The sequence below is a fragment of the Martelella lutilitoris genome, from assembly GCF_005924265.1.
Lineage (GTDB): Bacteria > Pseudomonadota > Alphaproteobacteria > Rhizobiales > Rhizobiaceae > Martelella > Martelella lutilitoris.
Genome location: NZ_VCLB01000007.1, coordinates 301361 through 317786 on the forward strand (window position 1 = coordinate 301361; position 16426 = coordinate 317786).

The window sequence follows — 16426 nt, forward strand, 5'->3', positions numbered from 1 at the left end:
TCTCATCACGCCGCCTGATGCGCGGGGTTTCTGTTTCCGCAAAGGGTTGATCCATTCATTCCTTCAAACGAAACAGCGATCGTGGCGAAAGGGGTTTGGATGCTCGGATCTAGCCAGAGCATGACGCGTGAGAGTGCAGCAATCCTTGTGAATTTTTCAGGAGAGGCTCGCACCGAACGAGTGGATTTGCGATAAGGGAAGCCTGCCACGAAGGATATTCTCTTGCCCGAACTGACCCTCGCCGAACCGCTCGCCGTCCTCAAGGAAATCTACGGCTACTCGGAATTTCGCGGAAAACAGGCCGCTGTGATCGATCAGGTCGTCTCCGGCGGCGATGCCGTGGTTCTGTTTCCGACGGGGGCCGGAAAGTCTCTCTGCTATCAGGTTCCCGCCCTCTGCCGCAAGGGCGTTGGCGTGGTGATCTCGCCGCTGATCGCGCTGATGCGCGACCAGGTCGAGGCGCTGAAGCAGCTCGGCGTCCGGGCAGCGGCGATGAATTCCTCGCTCTCGCAGGAGGATTTCATCGCGACGCGACGGGCGCTGACGCGCGGCGAACTCGACCTTCTCTACGTCACGCCCGAACGCGTCGCCACGGCCGGCTTCATGGAGATGATGCGCGACCTTCAGATCGCGCTCTTCGCCATCGACGAGGCCCATTGCGTCTCCCAGTGGGGCCATGACTTCCGCCCGGAATACCGCGCGCTCGACCGGCTGGCGGAGGCCTTTCCCGGCGTACCGCGCATGGCGCTGACGGCAACGGCCGATCCCCATACCCGCGAAGACATCATCGAACGGCTCGCGCTCACGAATGCAGCGGTCTTCACCACCTCCTTCGACCGGCCGAACATCACCTATGAGATCGTCGAGCGGGCCCAACCGCGCCGGCAGCTTCTCGATTTTCTCTCCCGCCACAAGGGCGAGAGCGGCATCGTCTACTGCCTCTCGCGCGCCAAGGTGGAAGAGACGGCGGAGTGGCTCAACACGCAGGGCATCAGAGCGCTCGCCTACCACGCGGGCATGGCGCGGGAGGTGCGGGACGCCAATCAGGACGCATTCCTCAAGGAGGACGAGCTCTGCCTTGTGGCAACCGTCGCCTTCGGCATGGGGATCGACAAGCCGGACGTGCGGTATGTCGCCCATCTGGATCTGCCGGGTTCCGTCGAAGCCTATTACCAGGAGACCGGGCGCGCGGGACGCGACGGCCTGCCGGCCGATGCCTGGATGGTCTACGGCATGGCCGACGTCACCCAGCGCGGCCGTATGATCGACCGCTCCGCCGCCGCCGATGAGATCAAGCGGGTCGAACGCGCAAAGCTCAACGCGCTGCTCGGCATCTGCGAGACGGCCGATTGCCGTCGCCAGGCGATCCTTGCCCATTTCGGCGAGAAGCATGGTGGCCGCTGCGGCAATTGCGATACCTGCCTGTCGCCAGTCGAAACCTGGGATGGAACGGAAGCCGCAATCAAGGCCATGGCCGCGATCTATCGCACCGGTGAACGCTTCGGCGCAGGCCATCTGATCGACGTGCTCACCGGCAACGAAACCGAACGCACGGAACGCTTCGGCCATACAGCCATGCCCGTCTTCGGCGCCGGCAAGGACATCGCGCCCAAGACCTGGCAATCGGTCTACCGGCAATTGCTCGCCAAGGGTCTGATCCGCGTCGATCACGAGGCCTACGGCGCGCTGAAGCTCGAGGAAGGCGCGCGCGCCGTCTTTCGCCACGAGCAGTCTCTGCGCTTCAGGGTCGACCGGGCGCCCAAGGGCAAGGCCTCTTCCGGCACGCGCAAACGCAATGACGCAAAGGCCGCGCTTTCCGAACAGGATCAGTCCCTGTTCGAGGCGCTGCGGGCCACCCGCACGGCGCTTGCCAAGGAACTCGCCGTGCCGCCCTATGTGATCTTTCCCGATACGACGCTGATTGCGCTTGCCAGCCATCGGCCGGGTTCTGCCGAGGCGATGCTCGAAATCCAGGGCGTCGGCAAGACCAAGCTGCAGCGCTATGGCGCGGAGTTTCTCGACACGATCCGCGCGCACGGCTGAGGCAAACGCGCGCCTAGTCAGCCGCGTTTTCTCTCTGACCTTCGATGGAACAATTTCCCCTGCCCGCCTGTTTTCCGGACGAGTGTTCGAACCAGAGGAGACATTGCGATGAGCAAGATCGACAAGGACAAGGAAACGGAACGCACGCTGCGCCAGGTCGAGCACATGGGCGCCGGCGGCCATCTCGGCGGCACCTATTTCGGCCAGGAGCCCGACGCCAGCACCTCTGCCAATCATGGCCGCTCGCGCCCGAATGGCAACAGCCAGAAATAGGCTCGGGCTCCGCTGCCCAAAGCGTAAGACAAAAATCCCGCCGTGCGATTGCCGGCGGGATCTTTTTTTCCGGAACGGGCTGTCTGCCAAAGGCCGTGAAGCCCTGCCCGCGTCGCTTTCTCAGCCCTCAGCCAAGCTTTCCTCGGCGACAGGCTCCTCCGCATTTCCGGCGATGATGATCGGAACCAGAAGATCGCCCCAGCTCTTGGTGCCGCCGTGATGGCGGGCCGAACGGATGATTTCGACAGAAACCCCGGCATCGACCGCCCGCATGACAGACTGGTTCAGCCGGTGCAGGTCGTTGGCGACCATGCGGATCGCCGCCTGCTGCTCGCTGCTCATCCGCGTCGATTGCGCCTCGGCGCGTTCCTTGACATTGATCCTGCGCGTCATTTCTTCTCCTCCTCTTCGAGAAATAATCGCTTCCGCCGGCCTATTCGGCCGCCTGGAACTGCGCGGTTTCGGTGGATTCGCCCATGGCGGTGGTCGAGCCCGTACCGCCGGTGATCGCCATCGAAACGGCGTCGAAATAGCCTGTCCCGACCTCGCGCTGGTGACGGGTCGCGGTATAGCCATTGGCCTCCGCTGCGAATTCGGCCTGCTGCAACTCGCTGTAGGCCGCCATCTGGCGGTCGCGATAGCCGCGCGCCAGTTCGAACATGCCGAAATTCAACTGGTGGAAGCCGGCAAGGGTGATGAACTGGAACTTGTAGCCCATGGCGCCGAGTTCCCGCTGGAAGCGCGCGATATCCTCGTCGCTCAGGTTCTTCTTCCAGTTGAACGAGGGCGAGCAATTATAGGCGAGAAGCTTGCCCGGATGATGCTTGTGCACGCCCTCGGCGAATTTGCGCGCCTGCTCCAGATCCGGCTTCGACGTCTCGCACCAGATGAGATCGCAGTAAGGCGCATAGGCGACGGCGCGGGCGATGCAGGCCTCGAGCCCGTTGCGGACGCGGTAAAAGCCCTCCGCCGTACGGCCGGCCTCGTAATCGACGAAGGGCTGATCGCGCTCGTCAATGTCCGAGGTCAGAAGCTTGGCCGCCTCGGCATCCGTGCGCGCGATGACCAGCGTCGGAACGCCCATGACGTCGGCGGCGAGCCGGGCCGCGGTCAGGTTGCGGATATGGGCAGCCGTCGGGATCAGAACCTTGCCGCCGAGATGGCCGCATTTCTTCTCCGACGCCAGCTGATCCTCGAAATGAACGCCGGCAGCGCCCGCCTCGATATAGGCCTTCATGATCTCGAAGGCGTTGAGCGGCCCGCCAAATCCGGCCTCGGCATCGGCAACGATCGGGGCAAACCAGGTTTCGACGGAAAGGCCATTGCCTTCTGATGTCTCAATCTGATCAGCGCGTTGCAGTGTTTTGTTGATCCGCTTTACAAGCTCGGGGCCGGCATTGGCCGGATAAAGCGACTGGTCCGGATACATGGCGGACGCGGTGTTGGCGTCGGCTGCGACCTGCCAGCCGGAGAGGTAGATCGCCTTCAGCCCGGCGCGCACCATCTGCATGGCCTGGTTGCCCGAGAGCGCGCCGAGCGCGTTGACGAAATCATCCTCACGGATCAGCTTCCAGAGGCGCTTCGCGCCCTCCTCCGCCAGCGTCGAGCGGATGCGGACCGAGCCGCGCAGCCGCTTGACGTCGTCCGCGCTGTAGCTGCGCTCGATGCCGTCAAACCGGCCCTCGGCAGCGCCGTCAACAAGATTGTAAAATTCAGACATGCCCATTCCTCCTCTTCCAGGCAATTTGAATGCCGACTGGTGCAAAACACCATTTCGCGACAGTTCATGTGACATTTTTTACTGAATTGATGATTGCAAATCTACAGAATTGGCTTAAATCAAGCGCGAATTCGGGTTATCTTGTATTCTCTTTGACCACGACAGAGAGTAAAGCTGTAAAAATTGTAAATTATCAAATCGGCCTGGAGGAGACCGGATGACGGAGAGGAAGATTTTCGCGGGACCGCGGCTGCGGCGCATCCGCAAGGGCCTTGACCTGACGCAGACGGCGATGGCGGAAGCGCTCTCGATTTCGCCCTCCTATCTCAACCTGATCGAACGCAACCAGCGCCCCTTGACCGTTCAACTGCTTCTCAAGCTTGCCTCCGTCTACGACATCGATGTCGGCGAGTTGCAGGGCGAAAGCTCTGGCACGACCAGCCAGCTGAAATCGGTGTTTTCCGACTCGCTGCTTTCCGGCGAACTGCCGGGCGACCAGGAGTTGGTGGAGGTGGCGGAGGCCGCGCCGAATGCGGCGCTCGGCATGATCAAGCTTTACCGCGCCTATTGCGAGCAGGCCGCCCGTCTCTCCGACCTCACCGCACTTCTCGCCCATGAGGGCCGCGAAACCCACCTGCCGGGAAAGCGCCTGCCGCATGAGGAGGTGCGTGATGCGATCTCGCGCCGGCCCTATTTCTTCGATGCGCTGGACCGCGCCGCCGAGGCCCTTCACGCGGAACTCGAGCCCGGCGACGACCTTTCCGCCGCACTGAAAACCTGGCTGATGCAAAATCACGGCATCACCGTCAGGATCCTGCCGCCGCATGCCATGGTCAATCTCGGCCGCCGCTTCGACCGCCATACGATGCGCCTGTTCATCTCCGCCCGCTTTTCACCGCATGACCGCCAGCGCGAGATCGCCATCGAAACCGTGCTTCTGGCGCTGGCCGATCAAATCGCGCAAGGGGTCGATGCCCTCGGACTCTCGAGCGACGAGGCCCGTCGGATCGCCCGGTTCGAACTGGCGCGGTATGCGGCGCTGGCGCTGATGATGCCCTACGGTCCCTTTGTCGAGGCCGCCCGCCGGGATCGGTTCGACATCGGCCTTCTCTGCGGTCGTTTCGGCGTCTCCTTCGAGCAGGCGGCAACCCGCCTCGTCAGCCTGCAGCGGCTGGAGAACGCCGGACCGGCCTTCTTTGCCATGGAGATTGACCAGGCGGGCAATATCCTGCGCCGGATTGGCGCGGAGGGGTTTCCGCATGCCGGCTTTCGCGGCGAATGTCCGCGCCTTGACCTTTACGATGCCTTCAGCCAGCCGGGCCGGATCGTCTCCCAGCACGTGGAAATGCCCGATGGCGTCGGCTATCTGACGCTTTCGCGCACGCTGGAAGGACCGGAACCCGCGCTTGGCGAACGACCACACCTGACGGCTGTTCTATTGGGCTTGCGCTGGGACAAGGCATCCGCCACGGCCTATGCGGCCAATGGCGGCGCGGCGGCGGGGCCCGTCCCCGTCGGCCCCGTCTGCCGTCTTTGCGAACGTCCTGGCTGTCTGTCGCGCGCCGAGCCGCCGGTCACCCGGCCGCTCGGCCTTGACGAGATGGTCGCCGGCCTCTCGGCCTTCGACTTCCGCTAGCGCATCGGCTCGAAAATCGGAATCGATTTTCGAAAAGAACGATGCGTAGATTCAATAAGTTAGAGCGTCCTTTGTGCGTCCTAAAGGACGCACGGCGCTCTAAAGCCGGAGCGCCCTCAGTCTGAGCGCATTGCCGATGACCGAGACCGACGAGAGGCTCATCGCGGCAGCGGCAATGATCGGCGAAAGCAGGATGCCGAAGAACGGGTAAAGGATACCGGCGGCCAGCGGCACGCCGGCCGAATTGTAGACGAAGGCAAAGAACAGGTTCTGGCGGATATTGGCCATGGTCGCCTCGGCCAGGTGACGGGCACGGACAATGCCGGTCAAATCTCCCTTCACCAGGGTGATGCCTGCGCTTTCCACCGCGACATCGGCGCCGGTTCCCATGGCAATGCCGACATCGGCGGCGGCAAGGGCCGGCGCATCATTGACGCCGTCGCCGGCCATGGCGACCGACAGGCCCTCGCCGCGCAGCCGTTCGATCAGGTCATGCTTGTCCTCGGGGCTGACGCCGGCATGAACCTCGTCGATCCCGAGCGACGCGGCCACGGCATCGGCCGTCGCCTTCGCGTCACCCGTCGCCATGACGATGCGCATACCGGCATCGTGCAGCGCGCGGATCGCCTCCGGCGTGGTGTCCTTGACCCGGTCGGCAACCGCGACAACGCCCGCCGCCTGCCCTTCCACGGCAAGATACATGGCGGTCTTGCCATCGCCCTGCAGCGCGCTCACCCGTTGCTTCAGAGCGCTGACATCGACCTTTTCCGCCTCCATCAGCGCGGCATTGCCGAGCGCGACGCGTTTGCCGTCCACCGTTCCCGTCACGCCCTTGCCGGTTACCGCATTAAAATCGCTGCTTTCCGTCTGGGGCGCTTCCGCCTCGCGCGCGCCTGTCACGATCGCCTCGGCCAGCGGGTGTTCCGAACCGCGCTCCAGGGCCGCGGCAATCGAAAGCAGGTCGGCGCGCTCGAACCCCTCGGCCGGTTCTGCATCGGTGAGCGCCGGCTTGCCCTCCGTCAACGTGCCGGTCTTGTCGACAACGAGAACGTCTACCTTGGAGAAGCGCTCCAGCGCCTCGGCGTCGCGGATCAGCACACCGGCATGCGCGCCGCGCCCGGTGGAAACCATGATCGACATCGGCGTCGCCAGCCCAAGCGCGCAGGGGCAGGCGATGATCAGCACCGAGACGGCCGCGACAAAGGCATAGGAGAGCGCCGGCGACGGGCCGAAAATGACCCAGGCCAGAAACGCGATCACGGCGACCGAGACCACGGCAGGCACGAACCAGGCCGCCACCCTGTCCGCCATCGCCTGGATCGGCGCGCGCGAACGCTGGGCCTTCGACACCATGTCGACGATGCGCGACAGCGTGGTTTCCGCCCCGACGCTTTCCGCCCGCATCAGGAAGCTGCCGGTCTTGTTGAGCGTGCCGCCGGTGACCGGCTCGCCCTCGGTCTTTTCGACCGGGACCGGCTCGCCGGTGATCATGCTTTCATCGACCGAGGAGCGACCTTCGGTGACCACGCCGTCGACCGGCACGCTTTCGCCGGGGCGCACGCGCAGCACGTCGCCGGCCTTCAGCGTGTCGACAGGCACATCGTCCTCGCCCTCATCGGTGACCTTGCGCGCGGTCTTCGGCGCAAGATCCAGAAGCGCCCGGATCGCATCGCCCGTTCGCTCGCGCGCCGCCAACTCCATGACCTGGCCGATCAGCACGAGCACGAGAATCACGGCAGCCGCCTCGAAATAGACGGGCGCCATGCCCGCACTGTCGCGCATGGAGGCAGGAAACAGGCCGGGCGCGACCAGCGAAACGACCGAGAAGACGTAGGCCGCCCCCGTGCCAAGCGCGATCAGGGTCCACATGTTCGGACTTTTGTTGACGATCGAGGACCAGCCGCGCTTGAAGAAAGGCCGGCAGACAAACACGACGGGCGTGGCCAGTGCGAACTGCAGCCAGCCGAACAATGCATGCCCGAACCAGTCCTCGAACGGCAGGCCGAGATGGCTCCCCATTTCCAGAACGAAGACGGCGAGCGCCAGAGGTCCGGTGATCATCAGGCGGCGTTTGAAATCGACATATTCCGGATTCGGGCCCGTATCGGCCGAGGGCGTCATCGGCTCAAGCGCCATGCCGCATTTCGGGCAATCGCCGGGGTGATCCTGCACGATTTCCGGATGCATCGGGCAGGTATAAAGCGTTCCCTCGGGCTGGGGCTCCGGTTCCGGTCGGCCATGGACGTACTGATCGGGATCCGCCTCGAATTTCGACTGGCAGCCTGCGGAGCAGAAATAGAAGCGCTCGCCTTCGTGCTTGAGCATATGCTGGGCGCTGGCGCGATCGACGGACATGCCGCAGACCGGATCCTCCGCGGTCAGATAGGCTTCCGGCTCCTGCAGGAACCGGTCGCGGCAGCCTTCGGAGCAGAAGTGGAAAAGCCGGTGATCGTGTTCGGCCGTCGGTTTTCCGGCCTCCGGATCGACGGTCATGCCGCAAACGGGATCGCGCAACGACCTCTTGTCCGACACCGCCGCGTCATGGCCGGCGCCACTGCCGGCGTCGGGCGCATGCTCGTCATGGGAATGTTGCATCTGAGCTCTCCTGTCGGTTCCGTTTCTGTCAAGATGGCCCTTCCAGTTACTGGAAGGTCAAGAGCGACCGGATTACCCGGATAAAGATAGCGCAGGCGGGCGAACAGGAAACCGGGTAGCCCGGTCTTTTCGGCCCACCGAAAAGGAGGATGATCCTGATCAATTCCCGACCGCTGTGAAATATGCCAGATTAACCTTCCATCGAAGGTCCCACGCGATTCGAAGAGACCATGTTCAGCCGGTTTCGCACACTTGCCATTGCTTTCGTCTTCCTGCTCGGGCTCCTTGCCGGTGCGGGCACGGCCGTCAGTTTCGAGCCCGCCGACATGCCGTCCTGCAACGAACAGTCGGTATCGATCTCCGCAGCAGATGCCTGCGGCAAGGCGATGATCCACACGTCATGCCTCTATCACGGGACCTGCGGCCTGTTCCTGTCGCCCGATCCCGCGCGCATCCATTCCCGGACGGCGCCTTCGGCACGGAATATCCCGCTGACTGCTCCTCTTTCCGGTCAGCCTTCGGCCCCCGAAACGCCGCCGCCCATCTCCGCACTCTAGAGCCTTCACGCCCGGCCCATGCTTGCCGGCGCCGTGATGATTCCGGCAGCCTGCAGGCGCCGGGAAACGGATCCCCATTCTGTAAATCATATAACTTTCAGAATGTTGGGAGCCATATCTAAGATAGTGCTCTAAACGGAGATTTCCCATGAGCAAGATAATTTACGCCGCCGTGCTCACGCTTACCCTCGGCGCGAGCCTCGCCTACGCCAACCCGGCCCACCATACCGGAAACGATCAGGTCGCTGATACCGGCAGCATGATGCAATCCGGGATGATGGACGGGTCGATGATGGGCGGCATGATGAATTCCGACATGATGGTGATCATGCTCGATGCCGATGGCGACGGCAGCCTTTCGCTGGCCGAGTTCCAGGGCATGCATGAACGCATGTTCGGCTATCTCGACGCCAATGGCGACGGCACGCTCGATGCCGGCGAAATGGAAGCCCATCACGCCGATGCCATGCCGCATGGCGGCACGGCCGAGTAAGGAGAAAACAGATGAAAAAGACATTCAGCGCCTCAGCAATCGCGGCTCTCGGCCTCGCCGCAGCCCTCCTCGCCGTACCGGCCGCATTTAGTGCCGAACAACCGGTAATCCCGGCAGGCGAAACGATCTCCACCTGGGTGGAAAACGGCCAGAACGGCCGCTATCTCCTCCAGCTTCTGGAGGGCGGCGTGCCTGCCGGCGAGACCGCGATCAACGGCACGATCCTTTCCGACACGGATTGCGCGCCGGATGCCGACGGCATCAATCATTGCAAGAACGAGATCCGGCTTGAGGACGGCAGCGTGCTCAAGGGCGTGAACAATCACCGCATGAGCGTCAACCGCTGCCTGAAACCGGGCGAAGCCGTCACCGTCTCGCCACTTGCGGATGGCTGGGCGGTCGTTCTCATCGAGGACGCGACCGAGAACCGCTGACAGCGGCCCCGACAGGAGAGGCCGCGCTCCGGCGCGGCCTCTTGTTTTGGTTTTCCCTAGAACTGGTTGGTCCAGCGCGGGTGCAAGTCGTCGATCACAAGCGCGTGGCTGTGGGTCCGGTGTCCCTTCAGATGCGGGTGATCAAGCGGCAGATTATCGTGGCTGTGCTCGATCGCCTCGTCCTCGGCAGCGGGCCACTGGAGGAGGCAGACGGCCATGCCGAGTGCGGAGAGGCCGGCCAGGACCAGAAGGGCCGTCACCGCGCCGAATTCGGTCATCAGCCAGCCCGACAGCGGATAGGTGACAAGCCAGCAGGCATGGGAGAGCGCGAATTGCGCCGCAAAAAGCGCCGGCCGGTCCTCCGGATGGGCCGAACGGCGCAGGAGCCGCCCCGAGGGCGTCAGCACGGCCGAATAGCCGAAACCAACGAAAAGCCAGGCGACAAGCAATGCCAGCCAGACAAGCCCGCCAAAGGCGACGCCCGCTGCAAGCGTCACAAGCGTTGCCGCCATCAGTCCGGCTCCGGCGAGCATCACCGGCCTGTCGGAGACGCGATCGAGGATCTTCGGCAGCAGGATGGCCGCCGTCATCGACCCGGCGCCGAAAGCAAACATCGTCCAGGCAAGATCACTTGCCGAAAGGCCGAGCACACCGCGCACCAGCACCACGGAGTTGACCAGCACCATCGCGCCCGCGGCGGCAACAGCAAGGCTGAGCGCCAGCAATCCGCGCAGGCGCGGCGTCGCGAGATAGATGCGGATGCCGCGCGTGGTGCGGTCATAGACCCCGCGCGGTTCGGCGGCCTTCGGGCTCGGAAGGAGCACCGAGACGACCAGCAGCGCGGAGGCCAGAAAACCGGCGACCGTGCCGAGAAACAGGGCGTTGTAGCTCATCACCGCCAGAAGCAGGGCGGCAAGCGTCGGGCTTGCGATGTTTTCAAGATCATAGGCGAGCCGGGAGAGCGACAGCGCCCGCGTGAAGCGCGCCTCATCCTGCAAAACATCCGGGATGGTCGCCTGGAAGGTCGGCGTGAAGGCGGCCGAAGCCGATTGCAAAAGAAAGATCAGGAGATAGACCTGCCAGACGGCGGAAACGAAGGGCAGCGCCAGCGCGGACGCGGCGCGCACGAGATCGAGCGCGACCAGAAGCCGGCGACGGTTCACGCGGTCGGCAAAGGCGGCGGCGATCGGCGCGATGCCGACATAGGCCACCATCTTGATGGTAAAGACCGTGCCAAGCACCATCGCAGCCCCCTCGCCCGCAAGATCATAGGCCAGAAGCCCGAGCGCGACTGTCGCAAGGCCCGTGCCCAGCAACGCCACGATCTGCGCCAGAAAGAGATGTCGATAGGTGCGGTCGGCGAGAAGATCCAGCATCGGGGCCTCAGAGATAACGGGTGATGGCTTTCAGCTCTTCGCGTTCGGCTTCGGAATTCCGCGCGTCGAGACAATGATCGACATGGTCGTGGATAAGCGTCTGCTTGGCACTGCGGATCGCGCTTTCGACAGCCTGCAACTGCTGGGCAACGTCGAGACAGGGCCTGCCCGCCTCGATCATCGCGACAACGGCATTGAGATGCCCCTCGGCCCGCTTCAGCCGCGCGACGATCCGGGGATGACTTTGATGACGGTGTTCATGGCTCATGTCCCGACATTATCCCCCCAGGGGGGATAAGGAAAGAGCGGAATCGAACGCGCGCGAAAACCCGCGAGCGTTCAGACGGCAATTTGATGGAGACGGAAAGCAGAAAAACGCCCGAAATCACGACGAGATCGATCGAAAGCGGCTTCGCAACAAGAACGATGAAGCGGATAGGAAAGGAAGATGGTTGGGTGATCTAGGTCTCGAACCTACGACCCGCTGATCAAGAGAAAATGATTTCATCAGCAAGTCAATGAAACCAAAGTGTTCTGGTTTCCAATGCCTGAACAACTGGGACGCCGTTTCTGCGGAACAAAGTATGAATTGGAACCACCGATCGAGGCATTTCGTTGAGGATTCAGTCTGTGCTTCATGATGGCGTTCATCGTTGTCGCAAAAAAAGAATAACAAGCGTGTCTCGCAGGTTCCTACATTTCTACAAATGAACTTTCGACAATTTTACAGCAAACTCATCTGCTCATCTCTTACCCTGCCTGAACTATCGCCCAACGACGAAAGCGTCACCCCAAGCAGCCGAATTCCTTTCTGCACGGGAAACAACTCAGCTAGCAACGTGCCGGCGATCTCGGCGATCTCATCTGCGTTTCGCACGTTCTGACGGACCGTCCGGCTCCGCGTGATCTGCTGGAAATCAGCGTATTTCACCTTCAGCGTCACGGTCCGCCCGCTGATCCGCTTGTTCTCAGCGTGGTTCCAGACCTTCTCGGCAAGCGGGATCAATTCCGCCCTCGCCGCCTTCAGTTCGAAAATATCCGCCGCAAACGTGTCTTCCGCGCCAATCGATTTGCGCGGCCGATCGGGCTGAACAGGCCGCTCGTCGATCCCCCGCGAGATCCGATAATACCACCCGCCCGACTTGCCGAAATTGTCGCGCAGCAAGGCAAGCGACTTCTCTCGAAGATCGGCTCCGGTCACGATCCCGAGCCGCTGCATCTTTTCGGCCGTCGCTGGCCCGACGCCGTGGAATTTCTTGACGGCGAGGTCGGCGACAAAGGCCGGCCCCATCTTCGGCGTGATCACGGCTTGGCCGTTTGGTTTGTTGAGGTCGCTCGCCATCTTTGCGAGGAACTTGCAGTAGGAGATCCCGGCAGACGCATTCAGGCCGGTCGCGTCCTTGATGCGAGCGCGGATGATTGTCGCGATCTCGGTTGCGAACGCGATCCCTTGCTTGTTTTCGGTCACATCAAGATAGGCCTCATCGAGCGAAAGCGGCTCAATCAGATCGGTATGCTCGGCGAATATCTGATGGATCTGCGCCGAGACCGACCGGTAGACATCGAAACGCGGCTTTACGAACACCAGGTCGGGACAGCGTCGCTTCGCGGTTACTGACGGCAAGGCAGATCGCACGCCGAACGCCCGCGCCTCATAGCTGGCCGCGGCAACAACGCCTCTGGCCGCAGAGCCTCCGACTGCAACCGGCTTGCCCCGCAAGTCGGGATTGTCGCGCTGCTCGACGGAGGCATAAAAGGCATCCATGTCCACATGGATGATCTTGCGGATGACCGGGGCGGCATCATCCGTTTCGACCTCATGGTCTCTTTCCAAAGCTGTCATTTCATCCAGGGCGGCCATGACCATCTCAAGAGCGTGATCCGGGACGATGCTAATCGTCTTCGGGGTTTTCAGGAGGATCGACCACGACCAGCATGTTGCCGGGCAGCGGCCGCTGAAGATGTTTCAAATCGGCCCATTCCCCGGTGAGCCAGAGATCGACCTCATCCGGCGTCGTCGGGATCGCCGACATTGCTTTCTCACGAATGGGCTTGACGATCTCGTTGGGCGTTGTGGTCAGGAATCCGAACAGTTCATATTCCTGTTCGCCATCCCGGACCTTCCGCACGCCCTTCCACGGCGTCCAGAAACCGGCAAAGAACATCAGGGGTCGGTCCGGGGTCTGCGCAAACCAGGCATTCGGCACGCGCCCGCCCTCCACCTTGCTCGCTGGATCGGGCTCTGCAAACGAGGTGAACGGCACGACGCAGCGGCTTGTCGGCCCAAGCCAGCGCCGCCAATGCGGCGATCCGACATTGCGGATGTTGGTGACCCCGCGATCGGCCTTGCCTTTGACGAAGGTCGGCGGCGTCGGCATGTCCCAGGTGGCACTGACGATTTCCCGATTGCCATCGCCGTCGACGCGAACGATCGGCGCCAGCGTGTTGGGAGAGACGTTCAGCGACGGCTCGTTCCATCCGGCCTTGTCGCTCATTGCCTTCGTAAACTCGACGACGGCATCCCGTGTTGTCGTCAGATTGTAGAGATTGCACAAGTCCTCGCCCCCCTCAGCGCCACATCCCGCGCATCCGCGCGCCGACGTCGAGACGCACCTGCCGCGGTCCCGAGCTGCTCTGTTGCCCCGGCTTAACCACCGGCCATGTCCTGTTCTCAAAATGCTGCAACAACATAGCGGGAATGAACCGGGTTCGCGAGGCATAGACATGCCTGTCGCCGGTCGAGGACTGCCCATGGGTAAAGAAGCGCTGGGGAACGACAAGGTTCAGACTATCCCGCGCCCGCGTCATTGCAACATAGAGCAGGCGCCGCTCTTCCTCGATGTCGTCGGTCGTGCCGACGCCAAGATCGGAGGGAATGCAGCTATCGACGGCATTGAGAACGAAGACCGAGCGCCATTCCTGCCCCTTGGCCGAATGGATGGTCGAAAGGATCAGATAGTCTTCGTCGAGCAACGGCACCCCGGCCTGGCCGGATGTGGCATCCGGCGGGTCGAGCGTCAGTTCGGTCAGAAACCGTTCCCGCGACGGATAGCCAGCGGCAATATCTTCAAGCTGCAGAAGATCGGTACGGCGCATCTCGAAGTCTTCATGGATGCGCTCCAGATACGGCTCATACCACGCCCGGACCCGGCCGATTTCAGCGGGCCAGCCCATGTTTGATTGCCGGAGATCCGTTACCAGAGACACAAGCCCCGGCCAGTCGGCCACCGCCCTCGCGATTGTCGAGCACCTCATCGGCAATAAACCGCGCCTGATCGCCCTCGTCGCGAACCGTCACCAGCCGCGGCTTTTCGGTTGAGACGCGGTCGGTCCAGAGATCCTTGGTGTAGCGCTCCTGGGCGAGACCGATAACGCCATTGGCGGCGGCTAGGATCGGCTGCGTCGAGCGGTCATTGCGGTCGAGCGTGATCACGTCGGCCTTCGGCGAGAATTCATTCGGAAAGTCGAGGATGTTGCGAACCGTGGCGGCCCGGAACGAATAGATCGACTGCGCATCGTCACCGACGACCGTCAGGCCCCGCCCGCCGAGCTTGAGCGCCATCAGGATCGACGACTGCAGGCGGTTGGTATCCTGATACTCGTCGACCAGCACATGATCCCAGCGTCCGCCGATCTCGGCGGCAAGCGCCGGATCGCCCATGGTCTGCGCCCAGCAGTGCAGCAGGTCATCGTAATCGAGGACGTTCTGGACCTGCTTGGCCTCGACATAGGCCGCGAACAGTTCCTTCAGTTCCTTGTCAGGTTGAGTGAAGCCGAAGCCGTTGGTGCGTTAAACCATTGGTTTACATGACGGACATCATGGCGTTGGTTCGGAATTTGTACCATACAACACTGCGGGGCTCGGGGGACCAACCTTGTTTCCGAAGTGCCCGTTTTCCCGGAAGTAAACAGTTGCCGGCAAGCAAACCGGCAACTTGCCAAGGACTGAGTTTATGACACCTAGAAGGACAATCCTGCCCGTCGATCTGGCACAGACAGACAAGCTTCAGCGCCGGAAAATCGCGTTGCGGCAGGACAGGAACGCGCACCGAGGCCACAGGGCCGGATTCGTGGTTGCGCTGTGCGCGGCGCTGGCTTTGCTCGCATCGCCAGCGGCGGCGCAGCAGGCAGAGCCGCATTGGGTGGGAAGCTGGGCTTCCGCGCAGCAAATCCCCGAGCCGAGAAATGCGCTTGCCGATGCCGAACTCACCGACGCGACGCTTCGCCAGGTCCTCCGCACGACGCTTGGCGGACAAATGCTGCAGGTGCAGATTTCCAACGCCTTTGGCACCGAGCCTCTGGTCGTCGATGCGGTGCATATTGCCTATTCGGCCGATCCGGCCACCTCGCAAATCATCGCAGACAGCGACCATGCGGTGCTGTTTGACGGCAAGGCAAGCGTCACCGTCCCGGCGGGCGCATCCTATTGGTCGGACCCGGTCGCGCTCGTCGCCAAGCCGCTGACGAGCCTCGCCGTGACGATGCATCTGCCGCAAGCCCCGGCGCAGCAGACGGGACATCCCGGCTCGCGCACGACCAGCTATTACCTGCCGGGTCGCCATATGGACGATGCCGTGCTGAGCGATGCGAAGACCGTCGACCACTGGTATCAGTTGGCCGGCATCGCGGTGTCTGCCGCCGAGGACGCGCGCGCGATCGTGGCACTGGGCGACTCGATCACCGACGGGCGCGGAACGACCACCAACGGCAATGATCGCTGGACCGATATTCTGGCTGAACGGCTGCAGCAAAACCCGGCAACCCGCGACGTTTCGGTGCTGAACCTCGCCATCGGCGGCAACCGTATTCTGGAAGACGGACTTGGCCCCAATGCGGTTGCGCGGTTCGACCGGGATGTGCTGGCGCAACCGGGCGTGCGGTATATGATTATCCTGGAAGGCATCAACGATCTCGGCACGCTGACCCTCGATGCGCCGGCGAGCGCCGAAGCGCATCAGGACCTGACCGACCGGATCATCGGCGCACTGGGCCAAATGGTCGAGCGCGCCCGCGCCCATGGTATCGTTGCGATCGGCGGGACGATCATGCCCGATGGCGCATCGGATTATTATCATCCGGGCGAGCTCGACAATGCGGCTCGCGAGCAGATCAACGAATGGATCCGCGCGCCGGGTCACTTCGATGCGGTGATCGACTTTGCAAGAATCGCCCAGGATCCCGAGGACCCGATGCGCCTTGCGCCGCTCTTCGATTCGGGCGATGGCCTGCACCCCGGCCCCGAAGGATATCGGGCAATGGCCGATGCCATCCCGCTGAGCCTGTTCGAATAACCGCTCGC

General features: G+C 62.8%; 14 protein-coding genes and 1 pseudogene. 7 read left to right on the forward strand and 8 right to left on the reverse strand.

What is annotated here, in order from left to right:
- Positions 1-222: 222 nt before the first annotated feature.
- On the forward strand, positions 223-2043 hold the full coding sequence (recQ, locus tag FF124_RS14310; RefSeq protein ID WP_246072440.1) for a DNA helicase RecQ: 1821 nt from the start codon (positions 223-225) through the stop codon (positions 2041-2043).
- A 108-nt stretch (positions 2044-2151) separates the two neighbouring features.
- Positions 2152-2316, forward strand: a complete 165-nt coding sequence (locus FF124_RS20585; RefSeq protein WP_187326944.1) for a hypothetical protein — start codon at positions 2152-2154, stop codon at positions 2314-2316.
- Positions 2317-2436: 120 nt separating this feature from the next.
- On the opposite strand, the gene FF124_RS14315 is transcribed toward FF124_RS20585, so the two are convergent.
- Positions 2437-2709 (reverse strand): SMc00767 family acetate metabolism repressor, encoded by a 273-nt coding sequence (locus FF124_RS14315; RefSeq protein ID WP_138749165.1) that lies wholly within the window; start codon positions 2707-2709, stop codon positions 2437-2439.
- Between the two features lie 40 nt (positions 2710-2749).
- Complete coding sequence (gene aceA / locus FF124_RS14320) at positions 2750-4036, reverse strand: isocitrate lyase (RefSeq protein WP_138749166.1); 1287 nt, start codon at positions 4034-4036, stop codon at positions 2750-2752.
- A gap of 217 nt (positions 4037-4253) precedes the next feature.
- Here aceA and FF124_RS14325 point away from each other — a divergent pair, with 217 nt between their 5' ends.
- Positions 4254-5672 (forward strand): helix-turn-helix domain-containing protein, encoded by a 1419-nt coding sequence (locus FF124_RS14325; RefSeq protein WP_138749167.1) that lies wholly within the window; start codon positions 4254-4256, stop codon positions 5670-5672.
- A 99-nt stretch (positions 5673-5771) separates the two neighbouring features.
- On the opposite strand, the gene FF124_RS14330 is transcribed toward FF124_RS14325, so the two are convergent.
- Complete coding sequence (locus tag FF124_RS14330; RefSeq protein WP_138749168.1) at positions 5772-8267, reverse strand: heavy metal translocating P-type ATPase; 2496 nt, start codon at positions 8265-8267, stop codon at positions 5772-5774.
- Between the two features lie 230 nt (positions 8268-8497).
- Here FF124_RS14330 and FF124_RS14335 point away from each other — a divergent pair, with 230 nt between their 5' ends.
- The 3 genes from FF124_RS14335 (at position 8498) to FF124_RS14345 (ending at position 9751) form a co-directional block, all read left to right on the forward strand.
- Positions 8498-8824 (forward strand): hypothetical protein, encoded by a 327-nt coding sequence (locus FF124_RS14335; protein ID WP_138749169.1) that lies wholly within the window; start codon positions 8498-8500, stop codon positions 8822-8824.
- 148 nt (positions 8825-8972) lie between these two features.
- A complete protein-coding gene (locus FF124_RS14340; RefSeq protein WP_246072442.1) occupies positions 8973-9317 on the forward strand; it encodes a penta-EF hand family protein in 345 nt (114 codons plus the stop codon).
- An 11-nt stretch (positions 9318-9328) separates the two neighbouring features.
- The gene (locus FF124_RS14345) at positions 9329-9751 is read left to right on the forward strand and encodes a hypothetical protein (protein WP_138749170.1); all 423 of its coding nucleotides are present in this window, start codon (positions 9329-9331) and stop codon (positions 9749-9751) included.
- A 56-nt stretch (positions 9752-9807) separates the two neighbouring features.
- Here FF124_RS14345 and FF124_RS14350 read toward each other — a convergent pair whose 3' ends face one another.
- The 5 genes and pseudogenes from FF124_RS14350 to FF124_RS14370 form a co-directional block, all read right to left on the reverse strand.
- On the reverse strand, positions 9808-11127 hold the full coding sequence (locus tag FF124_RS14350; RefSeq protein WP_138749171.1) for an MFS transporter: 1320 nt from the start codon (positions 11125-11127) through the stop codon (positions 9808-9810).
- Between the two features lie 7 nt (positions 11128-11134).
- On the reverse strand, positions 11135-11395 hold the full coding sequence (locus FF124_RS14355; protein WP_138749172.1) for a metal-sensing transcriptional repressor: 261 nt from the start codon (positions 11393-11395) through the stop codon (positions 11135-11137).
- 456 nt (positions 11396-11851) lie between these two features.
- Positions 11852-12970 carry a DNA polymerase IV gene (gene dinB / locus FF124_RS14360; RefSeq protein ID WP_246072457.1) on the reverse strand — a complete coding sequence of 373 codons (1119 nt, stop codon included), beginning with the start codon at positions 12968-12970 and terminating at the stop codon, positions 11852-11854.
- A 49-nt stretch (positions 12971-13019) separates the two neighbouring features.
- Positions 13020-13682: an SOS response-associated peptidase gene (locus FF124_RS14365; RefSeq protein WP_138749174.1), complete on the reverse strand. Its 663-nt coding sequence runs from the start codon at positions 13680-13682 to the stop codon at positions 13020-13022.
- Between the two features lie 13 nt (positions 13683-13695).
- Positions 13696-14887 (reverse strand): annotated as a pseudogene (locus FF124_RS14370) (ATP-dependent helicase); the annotation flags it as partial.
- Between the two features lie 193 nt (positions 14888-15080).
- Between FF124_RS14370 and FF124_RS14375 the strand changes: the two are divergent.
- Positions 15081-16418, forward strand: a complete 1338-nt coding sequence (locus FF124_RS14375) for an SGNH/GDSL hydrolase family protein (RefSeq protein ID WP_138749175.1) — start codon at positions 15081-15083, stop codon at positions 16416-16418.
- The last annotated feature ends 8 nt before the right edge of the window (positions 16419-16426 follow it).

Excerpts from the sequence above, each read along its gene's own strand:
- FF124_RS20585 (WP_187326944.1), top strand. The coding sequence starts at position 2,152 with ATGAGCAAGATCGACAAGGACAAGGAAACGGAACGCACGCTGCGCCAG.
- FF124_RS14315 (WP_138749165.1), bottom strand. The coding sequence starts at position 2,709 with ATGACGCGCAGGATCAATGTCAAGGAACGCGCCGAGGCGCAATCGACG.
- aceA (WP_138749166.1), bottom strand. The coding sequence starts at position 4,036 with ATGTCTGAATTTTACAATCTTGTTGACGGCGCTGCCGAGGGCCGGTTT.
- FF124_RS14325 (WP_138749167.1), top strand. The coding sequence starts at position 4,254 with ATGACGGAGAGGAAGATTTTCGCGGGACCGCGGCTGCGGCGCATCCGC.
- FF124_RS14330 (WP_138749168.1), bottom strand. The coding sequence starts at position 8,267 with ATGCAACATTCCCATGACGAGCATGCGCCCGACGCCGGCAGTGGCGCC.
- FF124_RS14335 (WP_138749169.1), top strand. The coding sequence starts at position 8,498 with ATGTTCAGCCGGTTTCGCACACTTGCCATTGCTTTCGTCTTCCTGCTC.
- FF124_RS14340 (WP_246072442.1), top strand. The coding sequence starts at position 8,973 with ATGAGCAAGATAATTTACGCCGCCGTGCTCACGCTTACCCTCGGCGCG.
- FF124_RS14345 (WP_138749170.1), top strand. The coding sequence starts at position 9,329 with ATGAAAAAGACATTCAGCGCCTCAGCAATCGCGGCTCTCGGCCTCGCC.
- FF124_RS14350 (WP_138749171.1), bottom strand. The coding sequence starts at position 11,127 with ATGCTGGATCTTCTCGCCGACCGCACCTATCGACATCTCTTTCTGGCG.
- FF124_RS14355 (WP_138749172.1), bottom strand. The coding sequence starts at position 11,395 with ATGAGCCATGAACACCGTCATCAAAGTCATCCCCGGATCGTCGCGCGG.
- dinB (WP_246072457.1), bottom strand. The coding sequence starts at position 12,970 with ATGACAGCTTTGGAAAGAGACCATGAGGTCGAAACGGATGATGCCGCC.
- FF124_RS14375 (WP_138749175.1), top strand. The coding sequence starts at position 15,081 with ATGACACCTAGAAGGACAATCCTGCCCGTCGATCTGGCACAGACAGAC.